Origin of the sequence: Candidatus Accumulibacter contiguus, assembly GCF_036625285.1 — a bacterium.
GTDB lineage: Bacteria > Pseudomonadota > Gammaproteobacteria > Burkholderiales > Rhodocyclaceae > Accumulibacter > Accumulibacter contiguus.
In genome coordinates, this window is the sequence record NZ_JAZKUC010000001.1 from 1,507,805 (window position 1) to 1,524,005 (window position 16,201).

The following is a 16,201-nucleotide window of genomic DNA, read 5'->3' on the forward strand; positions in this document are numbered from 1 at the left end:
GTCACTTGGCCGGGTTCTGGGCGAGCTTCTGTTCGATCCTGGCCAGAGGAATGGCACCAGGGATCCGCTCCCCATCCGCGAAGAAGACCGTCGGCGTGCCGTTGATCGCCAACTTGCGGCCTGTCTCGATGGTTTTCTTGACTGCTGTCGTATCGCAATCCCCCTTGCCTGCTGGCGCCTTGCCATCGACCATCCAGTCATTCCATGCCTTGGCCTTGTCGGCGGCACACCAGATCTGATTCGACTTCTCCAGCGAATCCGGCGAGAGGATCGGGTAGAGAAAAGTGTAAATCGTCACGTTATCCAGCTTGGCGATGTCCTTGGCCATTTTCTTGCAGTAACCGCAGTTCGGGTCTTCGAAGGTGGCGAAGACACGTTTCCCATCGCCACGCACCTGTTTCACCGCCAATGTCAGCGGCAAGTCCGAGAACTTGATTGCGGTGAGTTTCTGCATCCGCTCCTCGGTCACGCTCTTCATCGTCTTGGCATCGATCAGAGCACCCAGGAGCAGCGCTGAAACCTTCTCGTCCGTATAGACGATCTGGCCATCGACGTAGACTTCGTAGAGACCCAGGTAGGGGGTCTTGGTCACGCTGCTGACCGGACGTTCGAGCTTGCCTTCAACCGCTTTCTTGACGCTGGCCTCGTCCGCAAGGGTTGGCAGACTGAGGACTGCGGCAAGTGCAAACGGCATTAGTTGTTTATACATCAGTAGTTTCTCCGGAAAGGGAACGCATCAGAAAGCGCCAATGGCATAGCGCACAAACAGATTCTTTAAGACTGGCAAAGCGTTCGTCAGGTTCATTCCGAAATTGCGCAATGGTTTGACTCCGGGAAAGGTTTGCTGGAAAAGGTGGTGTAGTGCGTGCGTAAAGGTTTGCATGAGCAGCGTTTCCTCGCGCCTTTGCCGTTGATAGCGAAGCAGCAGACGCTCACTGCCGATGTCCTGCCAGTCCGGTGTGGCCCCCAGCAGACCGGCCAGTACCTGCGCATCCTGAAAGCCGAGGTTGATGCCATGCCCGGAAAGCGGGTGAATGCCGTGTGCCGCGTCGCCAAGCAGCGCCAAGCGCGGCGCAACGATCTGCGGCACCCGTATCAGGCGTAGCGGGAAGGCGGCTGCCGGGGTCAGCAACTGGAAAGCGCCCAGCTCATGATTGCCAGCAGCGGCAACCCGGGTGCACAGTTCTTCGGCTGGCAGTGCCAACATGGCCAGTGCGTTTTCGTCAGGCGTGGACCAGACGATGGAAACGCGATTGCCCGCCATCGGCAGCCAGGCCAGCACCCCGTCGTGACGAAACCATTGACGTGCGATGCCGCGATGTGGACGCTGGCACTCGAAATTGGCGACTAGCCCCATCTCGCCGTAGGGCGTATTGATCGCCCGCAAGCCAAGTACTTCACGTACCCAGGAGTCTCGTCCGTCAGCGCCGACGAGCAGCCTGGCAGACACGGTTTGGCCGTCGCCGAGGGTCAGCGCCGCGGCCACTGAAGCCATTTCCAGGGCTTTGGGCGTCGCCGGGCAAAGCAGGGTGAGGTTGCCCTGCCGTTTGACGCTCTCCCAGAGTTCGCAGGCCATCAGCGATGATTCAAGAATCCAGCCAAGTTCGGGAACACCCGTTTCGTAAGCCGAGAAATCGAGCTTTGCGCTGCGGTCGCCAACGATTTTCATGGCTGAAATTGGCGCCATGCGCTCGGCCGGCATGTGCTTCCAGACGCCGATTGCTCGCAGGAAGTCAGCGTTGACCGGGGAGATCGCGTAAACGCGCGCGTCCCAGCCCGGTGCAGGAAGCGGCGGGCGCTGTTCGACCAGGGCAACCCTGAGGCGCGTGTCGCGCAGTGCGCAGGCCAGAGAAAGGCCCGCCAGTCCGCCACCAACGATAAGGACGTCGAAGTCCGTGACTTGCATACTGTGAAACCCAGAGAAATGAAAGTGCTGCCGCACACGATCGGGAATGTACAAGCGCGGCCAAGGGTGCTAGAAGTTCACCATCATGAACTCATCCACCAAACCACCTGATCACGGCTATTTTCCAGCCATCGTTTGTGTCGAGTGTGATTCACCCATAGACGCACTGGTCGCTTTGTGCATACCGCGCCACGAAGCAACGGACCTGGTTGCCGCTTCCTGGGTCGGGAGTGAGTCCCCTTGCCTGGTCGCTGTTCTTGACGGCGGTCGCCCAGTCGTCGTATTGCCTACGCCGGAAGGGCGCTGGGCCGCCTGCAATGCTTTCTTGAACGATCTCTGTGCCACCCATCAGGAAGCCGATCGGCGCCTGGCCAGGCTGCTCAAACGCCATCGCCACGGCTACGTGGCGTGCCTTCGGCAAGCAGACCTGCTGGCTGCAGATGCCAGATCGGAATCCCTTGACTGATGGCGCGGTGAGTCAGCCTGACCAGGCACGGGCGACGCAAGGCTCAGGTTGGGTTCGCTTTGAGACACTCGCTCATGAACTGCTTGCGTTCATTGCCTTTCAAATTCTTTTCTTTGGCCTGTGCGTTACAGGCGGACATTCTTTCCTGCTGCGCCTTCTGGGCTGCTGAGGGCGCCTTTTTCTCTTCGGCGGCAAAGGCGCCGCCGGTAGCGAAAGCAAGAGTGACAAGGGCGATTAGGGCTTTCATCGGGAGTTTCTCCTTTTCGAGGTGAAGAAGTCTGGTGATTAAGCCACTGCTACAGGTCGTCGTCAAGGAGAGCCTGCTGTTGGCGGTTAATGAAATCTCCCATGCTGTCGATACCGCGAAGCTGGAGGATGCTGTTGCGCACCGCCGCCTCGAGGAGAACGGCAATGTTTCTCCCGGCAGCGACGGGAATGACGACCTTACGTATGGGAACGCCAAGAATTTCCTGGGTTTGCGCGTCGAGGGGCAGGCGCGGACCATCCGAACCACTGATCTGCCTTTGCAGATGAGCGATCACCTTGAGCTTCATCTTCCGGCGCGAAGCGGTTTCTCCGAAGATGGTGCGGATGTTGAGGAGGCCCAGGCCGCGTACTTCAAGATAGTCCCGCAGCATGCTCGGACAGCGCCCCTCAATCGTTGTCGGCGCGATGCAGGAAAGCTCGACGACATCGTCGGCAACCAGACCATGGCCGCGCGAGATCAGTTCCAGAGCGAGTTCGCTCTTGCCGACTCCGGAATCACCGGTAATCAGAACACCCATGCCGAAAACATCCATCAGCACGCCGTGCACCGATGTCGAACCGGCTAGTCGACGGGAAAGATAGATGCGCAATAGCTCGATCACCGCCGAGCAGGGTTTCGGACTGACAAACAGCGGCGTCTGTGTCGATTCGCAGGCCTCACGAATCGTCGGCAGGATTTCAAGGTCGTCAGCGATAATCAGCGCCGGGGGCTTGGCGGCCATCAGTTCCTTCACCTGTGAGCGCAGACGTTCCGCGGTCACGCGGCAGCCCCAGGCTTGTTCGGCTCGGCCGATCACTTGTAGCCGTTCCGGATGAATCAGGTTGAGGTGACCGACGACGTCGGCGCCGAAATAGCCCTGCTCCTTGAGCTCGATCGCTCGGTCAACGCCGACGGCAATGACCCACGAAAGCTTCAATTTATCGCGGTGGTCCTCATACAGCTGGGCTACACTGGACTGACGCCGGGCGTTCATGCTCAGTCGGCAAAAAGCTGGCGAATATTGCTCGGGTTGGCTGCCTTGGACAGCGCTTCTCGACAGTTGCGGTCGGAAAAGTGCTGCGCCAGTTCGGAGAGGATTTGCAGGTGTTGCTCGGTCGCCACCTCCGGGACCAGCAGGACAAACAGCAGCGAGACCGGCTTGCCGTCGGGAGAATCAAACGGTACCGGCGTAGCAAGTCGCAGAAAAGCGCCCGTGGCATCTTTCAGTCCCTTGATCCTGCCATGCGGAATCGCCACACCCTGACCGAGACCGGTCGAGCCGAGTTTCTCGCGCGCAAACAGACTGTCGAACACAGTACTGCGAGCGATGCCGAGGTAGTTTTCGAAAAGCAGCCCCACATGTTCAAAGACGCGTTTCTTGCTGCTCGCGTCGAGATCAAGAATGATGTTTTCGAGGGGTAGTAGTTGGGTGATCTGGCTCATGCGACAAAAACCCGAAAAAACGGACGTGGATGAATCAAGACAAGGAAGCGCACGGCATCAACGGACTTGCCGCCTGGCCCGTGCGCGGACTACTTCTATCACTCGGCAACGATGTGATCGGTAATCTTGTTTCCGCGATGGTGGTCCTGCAGCTTCTGCTTGTACTTCTGGACCTGACGCTCCAGTTTGTCGACCAGACCATCCACCGCGGCATAGAGGTCTTCGTCTACAGACTCCACGTAGACATCCTTTCCTGCGAGATGAACTGTCACTTCGGCCTTCTGGTTCAGCTTGTCCACCGACAGAATCACGTTTACGTCGATCAGGTTGTCGAAATGACGAATGATTCGCTCGAGCTTGCCGGTGACGTAATCGCGTAGGGCCGGGGTGATCTCGAGGCGGTGTCCACTGACTTGCAGGTTCATGATGTGGCTCCTTCTTCTAAATGGACTTGCGTAAATTGACCGGCGGGATACTGAGCGCTTCACGGTATTTTGCAATTGTTCGCCGTGCCACGACAATGCCCTGCTGGCCAAGAACCTCGGATATCTGGCTATCCGAGAGAGGCTTCTTCGGCTCTTCTGCGCTGATCATTTGCTTGATCAGTGCGCGAATAGCCGTTGCTGAACAGGCCCCGCCAGCTTCCGTGCTGACGTGGCTGCCAAAAAAATACTTCAATTCAAAAATCCCGCGAGGTGTCGCCATGTACTTGTGGGTCGTCACCCGCGAAATGGTTGATTCATGCAGTCCCAAGGCTTCAGCGATCTCGCGCAGGACCAGTGGCCGCATCGCGACTTCCCCGTGATCGAGGAACTGGCGCTGACGTTCCACAATAGCCTGCGCCACACGCAGGATCGTGTCAAACCGTTGCTGCACATTCTTGATCAGCCAGCGAGCCTCCTGGAGTTGTCCGGCGAGACCAGAGCCACGCTGTCTGGAAAGAATCTGGGCGTAGAGACTGTTGATGCGCAGCCGTGGGAAGGCGTCGGCATTGACGTTTACCGACCACTGTCCGCGGATTTTGCGCACTACCACATCCGGTGTGATATAACGGGTTTCAGGACAAGCGTATGCGGCTCCGGGCCGCGGATTCAGGCTGCAGATCAGCAAATGCGCGGCACGCAGGGCGTCGTCCTCACAACCCGTCAGCTTCTTGATCTTGGGAAAATCGTGACTGGCCAGCAGTTCCAGGTGCTCACCCACGATCTCCTGCGCCAGCGTGCAGGCGTCATCATCTGGACGCGCTGCGAGTTGCAGTAGCAGACACTCCTGCGCACTGCGCGCGCCGACGCCGGTCGGGTCAAAGTGCTGCAGATGGTTGAGCGCGATCTGCAGCTCTTCCGGTGCAATCTCCAGTTCGTTCGGCATTACTTCAACCAGTTCATCGAGCGACTGGGTCAGGTAGCCGTCATCGTCCAGTGCTTCCACCAGGCAGCGCACCAGCACGCGGTCGCGGTCGGGGAGCGTCATCAGGCCAAGCTGCCACAACAGGTGCTCGCGCAGCGAGACGGTGGCCGCCTGGATGTCCTGATAGTCGCCATCGCCATCGTCGTCGTCGAAGGACCCGGAGGTGCCAAAGGATGCGGTTTGATCGTCCAGCCAGCTTTCATCATCGATAGGGGTGTGCTCGCCTGGCGAGTCGACACCTCCGGCATCCGGCGGAGAGGCATCATCGCTCCCGTCGCCATGCGCCGCTGCAGGCGCAGAGTATTCTTCTTCCCGTTCGAGCAGCGGGTTATCCAGCAAGTATTTCTCCAGCTCGTGTTCGAGTTCGATCGTGGACAGCTGCAGTAATCGGATCGATTGCTGCAGCTGTGGGGTCAACGCAAGATGCTGCGTAAGCTTGAGCTGAAGGGATGGTTTCATGTACGGAACCGGGTAAGCCACCGCATTGGCATGGGAACTGCCCGTATGGTTCTCGAATTATGGCTGAAGGACCGTCGGGTTCAGAGGCGGAAATTCTCGCCCAGGTACACCTTTCGGACATTTTCATTATAGATGATTTCGTCCGGCCGACCAGCGGCAAGGACGCTACCCTCGTTGATGATGTACGCGTGGTCGCAGATCCCCAGCGTTTCGCGAACATTGTGGTCCGTAATCAGAACCCCGATGCCGCGTTCCTTGAGAAAGCGGATGATCTTCTGGATGTCGAGCACCGCGATCGGGTCGACACCAGCGAAAGGCTCGTCGAGCAGAATGAATCGTGGTCCGCTGGCAAGGGCACGGGCAATTTCAACTCGCCGCCGTTCACCTCCGGACAGGGAAGTCGCGGGGCTGGCGCGCAGGTGACTGATGTGCAACTCTTCGAGCAGATCACCGGTGCGAGCTGCGATTTCGTCTGCCGACAACTTTTGCAATTCAAGCACGGCCTTGATGTTTTCACTGACCGTCAGCTTGCGAAAAACGGAAGCTTCCTGCGGCAGGTAGGAAACGCCCAGGCGGGCGCGCTGGTGAATCGGCAAATGTGTAAACTTGACGCCGTCGAGATGAACGTCGCCACCATCACACGCGACCAGACCGACCACCATGTAGAAACAGGTCGTCTTGCCGGCACCGTTCGGACCGAGCAGCCCGACGACTTCACCGCTGAGCACGTCGAAGGAAACATCATGGACCACCGTACGGGACTTGTAGCGCTTGTGTAGGTGATGGGTTGACAATGTGCTCTGCTGGTCTGACATGGCTCAATCGTCTTCAAGAGTGGCGCTCAGCAAGCGCCGAATGGTCTCACCCGAAAATCCTCGGCCGGCCAGGAAGCGCATTTGCCGAGTACGCTCGACGGTATCTGCCGGAATGTTGCCAAAGCGCCGCTGCCAGACCCGCCGCGCGCGCGTCAACTCGTCTTCTCCGGCGGCCAGGGTAGTGCGCACCAGTTCAGCTGCAACTCCCCTGGAGCGAAGTTCATAAGCCAGTCGCGCGTCGCCCAGGCGCGGCGCTCGCGAATTGCGCCGCGCTTCCGCATAACGTTCATCGGAAAGCAGATGTATTCTCGTCAGATCGTCGAGCAAGACTTCCAGTTGCTCTGCCGATTCGGCAAGGGGTGCGATCTTGCGTGACAGCTCCTGACGCGTGTACTCGCGTTGGGCGAGCAGGCGCAGAGCACGTTCGCGCAAGGCCATCGCTGGACCTCATGAAGTGATGATCGCAGGGGATGGGACTTTCACCGCCACACGGATCCTGGCCTCGATTTCCTCGGCGATTTGCGGCTTGCTCTTGAGGTACTCACGGGCATTGTCCTTGCCTTGGCCAATTTTTTCGCCATTATAGGCGTACCAGGATCCTGACTTGTCGACCAGTTTGTGCAGCACCCCGAGTTCGATGATCTCGCCTTCGCGCGAGGTTCCTTCACCATACAGGATATCGAAGATGGCTTCGCGGAAAGGGGGAGCGACCTTGTTCTTGACGACCTTGACCCGGGTTTCGTTGCCAATGACTTCATCACCCTTCTTGATGCTGCCAATGCGGCGAATGTCGAGGCGCACCGAAGCATAGAACTTGAGAGCGTTGCCACCAGTGGTGGTTTCCGGACTGCCGAACATGACGCCGATTTTCATGCGGATCTGGTTGATGAAGATCACCAGAGTGTTGGTGCGATTGATATTGGCCGTCAACTTGCGCAGCGCCTGGCTCATCAGACGGGCTTGCAGGCCGGGTAGGGAATCGCCCATTTCACCTTCGATCTCCGCCTTCGGGACGAGTGCCGCTACTGAGTCGATGACCACCACATCGACGCTGGCCGAACGCACCAGCATGTCGGCGATTTCCAGAGCCTGTTCGCCGTTGTCCGGCTGCGAGATGAGCAGTTCATCAAGATTCACGCCCAGTTTCTGGGCATAGCCGGGATCGAGAGCATGTTCGGCATCGATGAAAGCGGCCGTGCCACCGAGTTTCTGCATTTCAGCAATCACCTGCAGGGCCAGAGTTGTCTTGCCCGAGGACTCCGGGCCGTAAATTTCGACCACGCGACCGCGTGGCAGGCCGCCAATGCCCAGAGCGATGTCGAGCCCCAGCGAGCCGGTGGAAACGACCGGGATGTCGGTCACGACGCTCCCTTCGCCCATCTTCATGATCGAGCCCTTGCCAAAGTGCTTTTCGATCTGGGCCAACGCGGCGGTCAGCGCCTTCGACTTGTTGTCGTTCATTGTTGCTGTCCTTTTCCTTGACTTTCCTTGATTGAGAGGAATTATCCCACGTTCGACCGTGCTCGAGATGCTCGCATCCACATCACCATAAAAATGTCCTCATATACAGGAGTGTATAAATAAGCAGAACCTTCCGCCGGCGCGCGCAGTCATTCCGTCTGCAGGATTCCGGTCTGGTGCGCGAGGCGGCTTTCGAGGAGGTCGATCAGAAACAGCAACTCACGCGCGGTGCCCAGAGGAAAGCCTCTGCGCTCGCCATCGCGGTTGTTGCGCAAGAGTTTGTGCAGGTAGGCCAGACATTCGGGGGAATTCCAGGTACGTGTCACTGCAACCCGGATATGCGGCAATTGCCCCACCCTGGGGAGGCGCTCCAGCAGTTGTTCGATCGACGCAGCCTGCCCATCGCTGGCAGCAAAGACCGGTTCTACGAGTTCCTCGGCGCTTTCCCAGTCCGCTGCAGCGACATTGAAGTGGCGTGTAAGCCTCAAGCCGAGTGCTTCGAAGGCCTCACGCTGCTCATTCTGACGGTATACCTCAAGCAGTTTCAACCAGGGCGTCACAGCTAGCGTCGGCTTTTGTTCGACAAACTCTTCGAGCACCTGTGCCGCTCCCGTGACACGTCCGAAGGAAATCATGATCTCGGCGAGTTGGAGTACCGCAGTCGCCTCATCGTCGTCGCGCGCAGCCGACTCCCTCGCGACGCCGTCCGGAACCAGAAGAGTGGTGTCCATAACTGGCTCGCTCTCGGTAGTCATCGCCGGACGTTCCGCGAGCCCAATGGTCTGGTGTCGATTATCGGCATCGTCGCTGGAATCACCCGGCCGAGGCATGGGCTCGGCAATATCCGGCAGGCGAGACGCACGGCCAGAACGGCGGCGAAGCAGCCAGGTCAAGCCAGCAACCAGCCCGAACAGAAGCCCGGCCTCAAGCCACCAATCCTTGTTCTCGTTCACTCGCGCTACCGGCGCGGCCGCAATCCGGGATGGCGCTGTGGCCGGCTGGGGCATGCCTGCCGGCACAGCCGCCGCGACGAATGTCTGCTGCTTGCTGCTCTGACCCAGGCTCTTCCTCTGCAGGTCGTTGAGCGCCGCATCCAGCCGCCGTACCTGTTCCGCGACCACCAGTTGCTGCTCCGCCTGCGTGTGTAGTGCCGACAAGAGCTGGTACTCGATACGCAGCATCGAGCGCTGATTGTCGGTGGTCTTGTTCAGTAGTTGGGCAGATAGCCTGGTACTCAGACGCAGAGGCAGGTCGTCAGCGATTCGTGGCTGCGGGCTGTCGGCGCCGCCGGAAAGGAGCAGGCGATCGGTCGCACCATAGCCGGGGAAGGGTTTCCGGGGAAGCTGCCGTTCCGGTGGCAAGCCGGTCTGCGTATCGCCTGCCGAAGCCGCTCCGGGGTTCGTGACAGGACGCGCAGCCGCTAGCACTTGGCTATCCGGTGTGCCGGGTGGTGAGTTTGTGGCCGGTCGCTGGCGGGAGACTGGCTCCGCTACTGCTGCCATTCGGACAGCAGGCAGGTCCACCGGTGGCTTGCTGGCCAGGGGAGGATCGACCAGCAGCAGGTACTTGTGTACCACCTCGGCGCCGCAACCGGCATGCAGATTGACCTGCAATACCGGTTCGCTGATGGTCTGCTCGGAAACGATATGCAAACGCAACCCGCTGCCGCGCTGCTCAACGGTGAGACGAGCGCGCGTCAGCAATGGGATGTCGCTTTCGCCTGACTGGCCCCTTTGGCCAAGGCGAAAACATTCCGCCAACGGCTGCTTGCCGGCAGCCGTATCCAGGAGTTGGACCTCGGCTTCGAAGCGCGATCCGAGGTGTGACAGCACGGTCATCTTGCCGAGAGCCACCGCCTCGGCTACTCCCGCAGAACACAGCAGGATCGGTAGTAGCGGAAGCCGGAATAAAGGTAAATACATGAGGCCGGAGCGCATGGGGCGGAAGGTAAGGCACGTTCGAGTGACTCATCTTATTACAAGGCTGCATGGATTGGCCGAAATGGCTTGCGAGATTACTCGTCTGGTCGAACCGGCGGGTCATTGCTGCGACCGTCAAACCAGACGGCTTCCGGCATGTTCGAGGAGCTCGCTCAGGGCATGCGCAACCGACTGCGCTCGCACCGATTCGCGGTCGCCCTGAAAATGACGGGTACAGGTGGCCGCGCATCCTGCCAATCCGGCCCAGGCGAAGCAGACAGTGCCGACCGGCCTGCCCGGGGAACCCCCGCCCGGACCCGCGACGCCGGTGATGGCCAGAGCCCAGTCGGCACGGCTACGCTGCAGTGCTCCCAGGGCCATGGCCCTGGCTGTCGCTTCGCTGACCGCGCCGTGCGCCGATAGGGTGTCGGCGGCAACGCCGAGAAGCTCGATTTTGGCGTCGTTCGAGTAGGTGATGAAACCGCGGTCGAACCAGGCGGAACTCCCGGCGATCGCGGTCAGACACTGTCCCACCCAGCCACCGGTGCAGGATTCCGCCGTCGCCAGGCGCTCGCCATTCGCCAGCAGCAACTGTCCCACTGCGGCGGCCAGGGTTTCAAGGGCGGCCTGATCGTGTCGGATCATTCGCGTATGTAGCGCAGCATCGCCAGCAGGAGCAGGAAGTGAAGCGAAGGCGAGCTAGCCAAAGTGATCATATCCCTTGTCCTTGATGGGCACCGCTTGCCCGTCGTCGTCGACCAGCGTCAGTTGGCCGGGAGTTGCTCTGATGACACGGCCGCAACACCAGAGCGGCAACGCCAGCCGGACTGCGAGTTCGGCGATCTCGGCGCGTCTTGCCGGTGCTGCGGAGAATACCAGTTCGTAGTCGTCACCGCCAGCGAGCTGACATCGGCGAGCCAGTACAGGGTCTGCTGCCGCCGGCAGCGGCGGTAGCTGCGCCACGAAAAGCTCGGCGGCAACTGCCGAACGCTCGAGAACATGGCCAAGGTCAGCGAGCAGACCATCGGAGACATCGATGGCGGCATGCGCCAGGCCACGCTGGCGTAGCTCAAGCCCCAGTTCGACGCGCGCCAGCGGCCGTTGCAGGGCAGCCAGGCAGGGTTTGACGAGCACCTCGGCAAGCTCGGTCCGCCCCTGCAGGTGCGCCAGACCCAGGGCCGCGAGACCGGGCTGCCCAGAGACCCAGAGGTCGTCGTCGAGCAATGCCTGGTCACGGCGCAGGGCCGTGCCGACGGGGACTTCCCCGATGGCGGTGAGGCAGAAAGTGAGCGGGCCACGCGTCGTGTCGCCACCGATGACGTCGACGCCGTAGTGACTGGCGCAAGCAAAGAGTCCGTCGGCAAAGGCCGCGATCCAGGGCTCGTTCGCTGCCGGCAGGCTGCCGGCAAGCAAAGCCCAGCGCGGCCTGGCCCCCATCGCGGCGAGATCGGAAAGATTGACCGCCAGCGTTTTCCAGCCGAGCTGGTGGGGATCCGTATTCGGCAGGAAATGTGTACCGGCGATCAGCATGTCAGTGGTAATCGCCAACTGCATGCCTGGCGAGGAAGCGATGAGCGCACAGTCGTCGCCAGGGCCGAGGATTGCCTGCGGCGTCGGCCGCACGAAATGGCGTCGGATCAGTTCGAACTCGCTGGGCATCACCGCATCCGGGTAAGGGGTTGAATGTATCGACGCTCCGCTCAACGGCCTCTGGCGCGCCCCGCCCGTCTGGCTTCGACCTCGGCCGGACGCAAGCTGGCGGCGAGTCTGTCGAGAACGCCGTTCACGTACTTGTGGCCATCGGTTCCACCATAAGCCTTGGCCAGCTCGATCGACTCGTTGATAATGACCCGGTACGGCGTTTGCGGGTAATTGCTCAACTCGAAAGCACCGGCCAGCAAAACACAGGCCTCGATCGTCGAGAGTTCGCTGAACGGACGATCGAGATAGCCTTGCAATTTTCCCTCGAGCATCTGCCGCTGCGCGAGAACGCCACGCAGCAGACCGACAAAGAATTCACGGTCGGCCTTGTCGAAATCGTCAATGTCGCGCAGATAGGCTTCAATCGCCGCTTCGTCGTTACCGCTCACCCGCCACTGGTAGAGTCCCTGCAGGACAAACTCGCGCGCCCGTCGGCGCGGAGACCTGAGCGCAGCCGGTTTGCTCGCCGGAGTTGCTGGCAACTGCGCTGCCATCACCATTGCTCCCCGAGTGCGCGCAGCAGATTGGCCATCTCGACTGCCACCTGTGCGCAATCGGCCCCCTTCTGCTGCATGCGAGCCAGCGCCTGATCGTCGTCTTCACAGGTCAGAATGCCGTTGGCAATCGGAATGCCGCTCTTGATCTGCACGTCCATCAGTGCCCGGCAGGAATCATTGGAGACGATCTCGAAATGATAGGTTTCGCCGCGGATCACCGCACCCAGTGCGATCAGGGCATCAAAATGGCCACTACCTGCCATGCCCTGCAGCGCCAGGGGGAGTTCCAGAGCGCCTGGGACGGTGGCGATGCGAATGCTGGCTTCAGCGACACCGAGACGCTTGAGTTCGCTCGTACAGGCGCTGAGCAGACCTTCGCCGATGTCCTGGTTGAAGCGGCTCATGACCACGCCAATCGCCAGTCCGTCGCCCTTGAGCACAGCTTCGTATTCGTGGATATTCTCGTAACGTGCCATGGCTGGAGTGTCTGCAATTTTTTTTGGGGTACCCATCAGAGTCTTTCAAGGTCAGCCGGGGTGGCGATATGGCCAGTCACTTCGAGGTCGAAACCGGTCATGCTCGGCATCCGGCGTGGGCTGGAGAGGAGTTTCATCTTGCCGACACCGAGGTCGCGCAGGATCTGCGCGCCAATGCCGTAGATGCGAGGATCCCAGCGTGTCGCCGCCGGACGCTTGCCAGAGACTGGCGCACGGAGCAGCGCGAGCAGATCCTGGCCGCTTTCGGGACGATGCAGCAGCACGATCACGCCGGCGTTCACTCGCGCCAGTGCGGCCTGCGCATCATGCAGTGAAAAAGTATGTCGACCCCCGCCGGGATCCAGGAAATCGACGACCGACAACGGTTCGTGGACACGCACCAGTGTCTCCTGGTCGGGACGGATTTCGCCCTTGGTCAGCGCCAGGTGCACTTCGTTCGAAGTGCAGTCGGTATAGGCGTGCAGAGTGAGTTCGCCGTATGCAGACTGCACGGTTTTGGAGAGGGTGCGCTTGATCAGCGTTTCGTGCCGGCTACGGTAATGAATCAGATCGGCGATGGTGCCAATCTTGAGACCGTGCGCATGCGCAAACTCGACAAGGTCGTCGAAACGCGCCATGCTGCCATCTTCCTTGAGAATCTCGCAGATTACCGCCGCGGGTTCGAGTCCAGCCAACAGCGTCAGATCACAGCCAGCTTCCGTGTGACCTGCGCGCACCAGGACGCCGCCGGGGCGAGCCATGATCGGGAAGACATGGCCTGGCTGCACGATGTCGTCCGGTTGTGCGTTGCGGGACACCGCAGCCGCAATGGTCAGCGCGCGGTCGTGAGCCGAGATGCCGGTGGTCACGCCTTCTGCCGCCTCGATCGAAACCGTGAATGCCGTACTGTAAGGGCTCTTGTTATCGCGCGCCATCGGCGTCAGGCCCAGTTGCCGGCAGCGCGCCTCGGTCAGCGTCAGGCAGATCAGGCCGCGGCCAAAACGGGCCATGAAGTTGATTGCCTCGGGAGTGACATGCTCGGCGGCCAGCACCAGATCGCCCTCGTTTTCCCGATCCTCCTCGTCCACCAGGACAACCATTCGCCCGGCGCGTATTTCGACAAGGATCTCGTCGATCGGTGAGACATCGGCAGAAGTGCTTTGTGGTGCCATGGATACCTCCTCTGCTTGCCCGCTCGTTTGTCGAGCGGGCAAACCGTGTGTTGTCCAGGATTCGCTGCCGATCCTGATGCCCGTTGGCGTCGATTCATGCCGATCGGAGGGCTCCCGATTGGCTGGAATGGTTCGCAAAGGCGGATTCTCTCAGTTTCCAGGCATCTCCGCCATGTTCGGATGTGGCTCATGATTCATCGGAGACTGTCGAACTGTTGCCAATCGATCACCCAACTGCCTGGTCATTCGTTTTATCATGTTGATATGGATGGAGTGGCTGTATCGGCCAGGGCATGGAACAGCGGCCGGTTGGGCGTCGGCAGCTGCCGGTGTTTGTGATGCCAATGATGAAGGGAGCAATTCAATGACCATGATTCAGACCTTGCTGTTGATCGCTGTAGCTGTGCTCGCGGCTTTTCTCCTGATCCGCTTCTTCGTCGCTCGCCGTTCAGCGGCTGAGCGAGCGGATCGAGAAGCGCGTGAACAGGCCACCCGCGAAGCCGAACGTCAGGCTGCCGAGCAGGCCGCACGCCAGGCGGCAGCGGCCGCCGCACGTCGCCTGGCCGAACGCCAGGCCGCCGAGAAGGCCGAGCGCGAGGCGGCCGAGGTGGCTGAACGTCAGGCGGCCGAGGCGGCTGCACGTCGCGAGGCCGAACGTCAGGCGGCCGAGGTGGCCGCTCGTCGCGAGGCCGAACGTCAGGCGGCCGAGGTGGCCGCTCGCCGCGAGGCTGAACGTCAGGCGGCCGAGGCGGCTGCTCGCCGCGAGGCCGAACGTCAGGCGGCCGAGGCGGCTGCACGTCGCGAGGCTGAACGTCAGGCGGCCGAGGTTGCCGCTCGCCGCGAGGCCGAACGTCAGGCGGCCGAGGTTGCTGCACGTCGCGAGGCTGAACGTCAGGCGGCCGAGGTTGCCGCTCGTCGCGAGGCCGAACGTCAGGCGGCCGAGGCGGCTGCACGTCGCGAGGCTGAACGTCAGGCGGCCGAGGTTGCCGCTCGCCGCGAGGCCGAACGTCAGGCGGCCGAGGTTGCTGCACGTCGCGAGGCTGAACGTCAGGCGGCCGAGGTTGCCGCTCGCCGCGAGGCCGAACGTCAGGCGGCCGAGGTTGCTGCACGTCGCGAGGCTGAACGTCAGGCGGTCGAGGTTGCCGCTCGTCGCGAGGCCGACCGTCTGGCCGTAGAGGAAGCCCTTCGGCAGGAAGAGGATGAACGCCAGGCCGTTGAGGCAGCGATCGAGCGCGAAACCCAACGCCAGGCCGAGGAAGCACAGCGAACCCGCGCCGCCACGGCCGCAGCACTTGCACCGAAGCTCAAGACCGAGGAACAAACCGTGGTGATGATTGCCGACGACTCGAAGGTGGTCCGCGTCAAGACCAGCCGCCTGCTCACTGCACACCGATATCAGGTTCTGATGGCCGAAGACGGTCTGGACGCGGCGAGACAAATCGAGATTTCGGCGCCCGACGTACTGGTGACCGATGTGGACATGCCGGGAATGAATGGATTGCAATTATCGCGCCAGTTGCGCGACAATCCCCGCACCGCTCATCTGCCGATCATCATGGTGACCTCCGACAACGAACAGCTACGTGCCGACGCCGCCGCCGCCGGGGTCAACGTGGTGCTTGGCAAGCCTTACCCCGAAGAGCAACTCATTAGCCACATTCAACAACTCCTGCGGAGCCAGGCTGGCGCTTGAAGACTGCTGGGCATCAGCGACGTGGCCGACGACTGCTCCCCGGAATCACACCAGGAGTGCAGGAAAGTCATGGCAGTGATGCATCAGCAGCGATTACCGGACAGCGCCGAAAGCGCTGCTGCGGAATTCCTGGTCGTCTGTCTGTGCGCCGAATGGTGCGGTGTTTGCCGGGAATATCGCAGCGCTTTCCAGGAAATCGCCGGGCAGTTTTCTACGGCACGGTTTCACTGGCTGGATATCGAAGCACACGCAGATGAACTGGGCGACCTGGATGTGGAAAACTTCCCGACGCTGCTCATCAAGCGTCGGGAATGGGTACTTTTCTACGCCAGCATGCCTCCTTCTCCGAGTCACCTGCAACGCACCCTGAGGGCCTTCCTGCAACAAAGCGCAGATGAGAGTCGGGCGTACGCGCACGCCAGTGCGGAGCGGCGCGGCTGGCAGGAAAATATAGATCTGCGGCGGCTTGGCCCCGACGAGCTGGCGAGGATCTGCACGTAGCAGCGTTGACGCGCTCGGCAGCAGTTTAAGGGTGAAGT

At 60.9% G+C, this 16,201-nt stretch carries 19 protein-coding genes; 3 read left to right on the top strand and 16 right to left on the bottom strand.

All coding sequences use genetic code 11. The features are described from left to right. Position 1: 1 nt before the first annotated feature. Positions 2-709: a DsbC family protein gene (locus V5B59_RS07335; RefSeq protein ID WP_034918424.1), complete on the bottom strand. Its 708-nt coding sequence runs from the start codon at positions 707-709 to the stop codon at positions 2-4. 27 nt (positions 710-736) lie between these two features. Then, positions 737-1,906 (bottom strand): UbiH/UbiF family hydroxylase, encoded by a 1,170-nt coding sequence (locus V5B59_RS07340; protein WP_034918428.1) that lies wholly within the window; start codon positions 1,904-1,906, stop codon positions 737-739. A gap of 85 nt (positions 1,907-1,991) precedes the next feature. Between V5B59_RS07340 and V5B59_RS07345 the strand changes: the two genes are divergently transcribed. Then, positions 1,992-2,372 (top strand): hypothetical protein, encoded by a 381-nt coding sequence (locus V5B59_RS07345; protein ID WP_169071239.1) that lies wholly within the window; start codon positions 1,992-1,994, stop codon positions 2,370-2,372. A 43-nt stretch (positions 2,373-2,415) separates the two neighbouring features. On the opposite strand, the gene V5B59_RS07350 is transcribed toward V5B59_RS07345, so the two are convergent. The 14 genes from V5B59_RS07350 to ribBA all read right to left on the bottom strand — a co-directional run bounded on the left by V5B59_RS07350 (position 2,416) and on the right by ribBA (position 13,969). After that, positions 2,416-2,619 (bottom strand): PsiF family protein, encoded by a 204-nt coding sequence (locus tag V5B59_RS07350; protein WP_169071238.1) that lies wholly within the window; start codon positions 2,617-2,619, stop codon positions 2,416-2,418. Between the two features lie 49 nt (positions 2,620-2,668). Continuing rightward, positions 2,669-3,613 carry an HPr(Ser) kinase/phosphatase gene (gene hprK, locus V5B59_RS07355; RefSeq protein ID WP_034918435.1) on the bottom strand — a complete coding sequence of 315 codons (945 nt, stop codon included), beginning with the start codon at positions 3,611-3,613 and terminating at the stop codon, positions 2,669-2,671. Positions 3,614-3,615: 2 nt separating this feature from the next. Beyond that, positions 3,616-4,062 (bottom strand): PTS IIA-like nitrogen regulatory protein PtsN, encoded by a 447-nt coding sequence (ptsN, locus tag V5B59_RS07360; RefSeq protein ID WP_169071237.1) that lies wholly within the window; start codon positions 4,060-4,062, stop codon positions 3,616-3,618. Positions 4,063-4,160: 98 nt separating this feature from the next. Then, positions 4,161-4,487: a ribosome hibernation-promoting factor, HPF/YfiA family gene (hpf, locus tag V5B59_RS07365; RefSeq protein WP_034918439.1), complete on the bottom strand. Its 327-nt coding sequence runs from the start codon at positions 4,485-4,487 to the stop codon at positions 4,161-4,163. A 16-nt stretch (positions 4,488-4,503) separates the two neighbouring features. Then, positions 4,504-5,928 (bottom strand): RNA polymerase factor sigma-54, encoded by a 1,425-nt coding sequence (locus tag V5B59_RS07370; RefSeq protein WP_288130470.1) that lies wholly within the window; start codon positions 5,926-5,928, stop codon positions 4,504-4,506. Positions 5,929-6,008: 80 nt separating this feature from the next. Continuing rightward, positions 6,009-6,743 (bottom strand): LPS export ABC transporter ATP-binding protein, encoded by a 735-nt coding sequence (lptB, locus tag V5B59_RS07375; RefSeq protein WP_169071236.1) that lies wholly within the window; start codon positions 6,741-6,743, stop codon positions 6,009-6,011. 3 nt (positions 6,744-6,746) lie between these two features. Further along, a complete protein-coding gene (gene recX, locus V5B59_RS07380) occupies positions 6,747-7,181 on the bottom strand; it encodes a recombination regulator RecX (protein ID WP_034918253.1) in 435 nt (144 codons plus the stop codon). A 9-nt stretch (positions 7,182-7,190) separates the two neighbouring features. Further along, positions 7,191-8,204, bottom strand: coding sequence for a recombinase RecA (gene recA, locus V5B59_RS07385; protein WP_034918250.1), 1,014 nt, complete (start codon positions 8,202-8,204; stop codon positions 7,191-7,193). Positions 8,205-8,353: 149 nt separating this feature from the next. Continuing rightward, the gene (locus V5B59_RS07390; RefSeq protein ID WP_169071235.1) at positions 8,354-10,126 is read right to left on the bottom strand and encodes a type IV pilus assembly protein FimV; all 1,773 of its coding nucleotides are present in this window, start codon (positions 10,124-10,126) and stop codon (positions 8,354-8,356) included. A gap of 132 nt (positions 10,127-10,258) precedes the next feature. Continuing rightward, on the bottom strand, positions 10,259-10,768 hold the full coding sequence (locus V5B59_RS07395) for a CinA family protein (protein WP_034918245.1): 510 nt from the start codon (positions 10,766-10,768) through the stop codon (positions 10,259-10,261). Positions 10,769-10,822: 54 nt separating this feature from the next. Then, positions 10,823-11,782 carry a thiamine-phosphate kinase gene (gene thiL, locus V5B59_RS07400; RefSeq protein ID WP_034918242.1) on the bottom strand — a complete coding sequence of 320 codons (960 nt, stop codon included), beginning with the start codon at positions 11,780-11,782 and terminating at the stop codon, positions 10,823-10,825. Between the two features lie 41 nt (positions 11,783-11,823). Continuing rightward, positions 11,824-12,318 carry a transcription antitermination factor NusB gene (gene nusB / locus V5B59_RS07405; protein ID WP_034918240.1) on the bottom strand — a complete coding sequence of 165 codons (495 nt, stop codon included), beginning with the start codon at positions 12,316-12,318 and terminating at the stop codon, positions 11,824-11,826. Then, entirely contained in the window at positions 12,318-12,797 is a 480-nt protein-coding gene (gene ribH / locus V5B59_RS07410; protein ID WP_034918259.1) for a 6,7-dimethyl-8-ribityllumazine synthase, read from the bottom strand. The genes nusB and ribH overlap by 1 nt, the downstream gene beginning before the upstream one ends. Positions 12,798-12,832: 35 nt before the next feature. Further along, on the bottom strand, positions 12,833-13,969 hold the full coding sequence (gene ribBA / locus V5B59_RS07415) for a bifunctional 3,4-dihydroxy-2-butanone-4-phosphate synthase/GTP cyclohydrolase II (protein ID WP_169071234.1): 1,137 nt from the start codon (positions 13,967-13,969) through the stop codon (positions 12,833-12,835). Between the two features lie 364 nt (positions 13,970-14,333). Between ribBA and V5B59_RS07420 the strand changes: the two genes are divergently transcribed. Continuing rightward, positions 14,334-15,662, top strand: coding sequence for a response regulator (locus V5B59_RS07420; protein WP_332351735.1), 1,329 nt, complete (start codon positions 14,334-14,336; stop codon positions 15,660-15,662). Positions 15,663-15,731: 69 nt separating this feature from the next. Then, on the top strand, positions 15,732-16,163 hold the full coding sequence (locus V5B59_RS07425; RefSeq protein ID WP_034910247.1) for a thioredoxin family protein: 432 nt from the start codon (positions 15,732-15,734) through the stop codon (positions 16,161-16,163). Positions 16,164-16,201 lie beyond the last annotated feature (38 nt).

Coding starts and splice junctions, on each gene's coding strand:
- V5B59_RS07335 (WP_034918424.1), bottom strand. CDS start 709: ATGTATAAACAACTAATGCCGTTTGCACTTGCCGCAGTCCTCAGTCTG.
- V5B59_RS07340 (WP_034918428.1), bottom strand. CDS start 1,906: ATGCAAGTCACGGACTTCGACGTCCTTATCGTTGGTGGCGGACTGGCG.
- V5B59_RS07345 (WP_169071239.1), top strand. CDS start 1,992: ATGAACTCATCCACCAAACCACCTGATCACGGCTATTTTCCAGCCATC.
- V5B59_RS07350 (WP_169071238.1), bottom strand. CDS start 2,619: ATGAAAGCCCTAATCGCCCTTGTCACTCTTGCTTTCGCTACCGGCGGC.
- hprK (WP_034918435.1), bottom strand. CDS start 3,613: ATGAACGCCCGGCGTCAGTCCAGTGTAGCCCAGCTGTATGAGGACCAC.
- ptsN (WP_169071237.1), bottom strand. CDS start 4,062: ATGAGCCAGATCACCCAACTACTACCCCTCGAAAACATCATTCTTGAT.
- hpf (WP_034918439.1), bottom strand. CDS start 4,487: ATGAACCTGCAAGTCAGTGGACACCGCCTCGAGATCACCCCGGCCCTA.
- V5B59_RS07370 (WP_288130470.1), bottom strand. CDS start 5,928: ATGAAACCATCCCTTCAGCTCAAGCTTACGCAGCATCTTGCGTTGACC.
- lptB (WP_169071236.1), bottom strand. CDS start 6,743: ATGTCAGACCAGCAGAGCACATTGTCAACCCATCACCTACACAAGCGC.
- recX (WP_034918253.1), bottom strand. CDS start 7,181: ATGGCCTTGCGCGAACGTGCTCTGCGCCTGCTCGCCCAACGCGAGTAC.
- recA (WP_034918250.1), bottom strand. CDS start 8,204: ATGAACGACAACAAGTCGAAGGCGCTGACCGCCGCGTTGGCCCAGATC.
- V5B59_RS07390 (WP_169071235.1), bottom strand. CDS start 10,126: ATGTATTTACCTTTATTCCGGCTTCCGCTACTACCGATCCTGCTGTGT.
- V5B59_RS07395 (WP_034918245.1), bottom strand. CDS start 10,768: ATGATCCGACACGATCAGGCCGCCCTTGAAACCCTGGCCGCCGCAGTG.
- thiL (WP_034918242.1), bottom strand. CDS start 11,782: ATGCCCAGCGAGTTCGAACTGATCCGACGCCATTTCGTGCGGCCGACG.
- nusB (WP_034918240.1), bottom strand. CDS start 12,318: ATGGCAGCGCAGTTGCCAGCAACTCCGGCGAGCAAACCGGCTGCGCTC.
- ribH (WP_034918259.1), bottom strand. CDS start 12,797: ATGGCACGTTACGAGAATATCCACGAATACGAAGCTGTGCTCAAGGGC.
- ribBA (WP_169071234.1), bottom strand. CDS start 13,969: ATGGCACCACAAAGCACTTCTGCCGATGTCTCACCGATCGACGAGATC.
- V5B59_RS07420 (WP_332351735.1), top strand. CDS start 14,334: ATGACCATGATTCAGACCTTGCTGTTGATCGCTGTAGCTGTGCTCGCG.
- V5B59_RS07425 (WP_034910247.1), top strand. CDS start 15,732: ATGGCAGTGATGCATCAGCAGCGATTACCGGACAGCGCCGAAAGCGCT.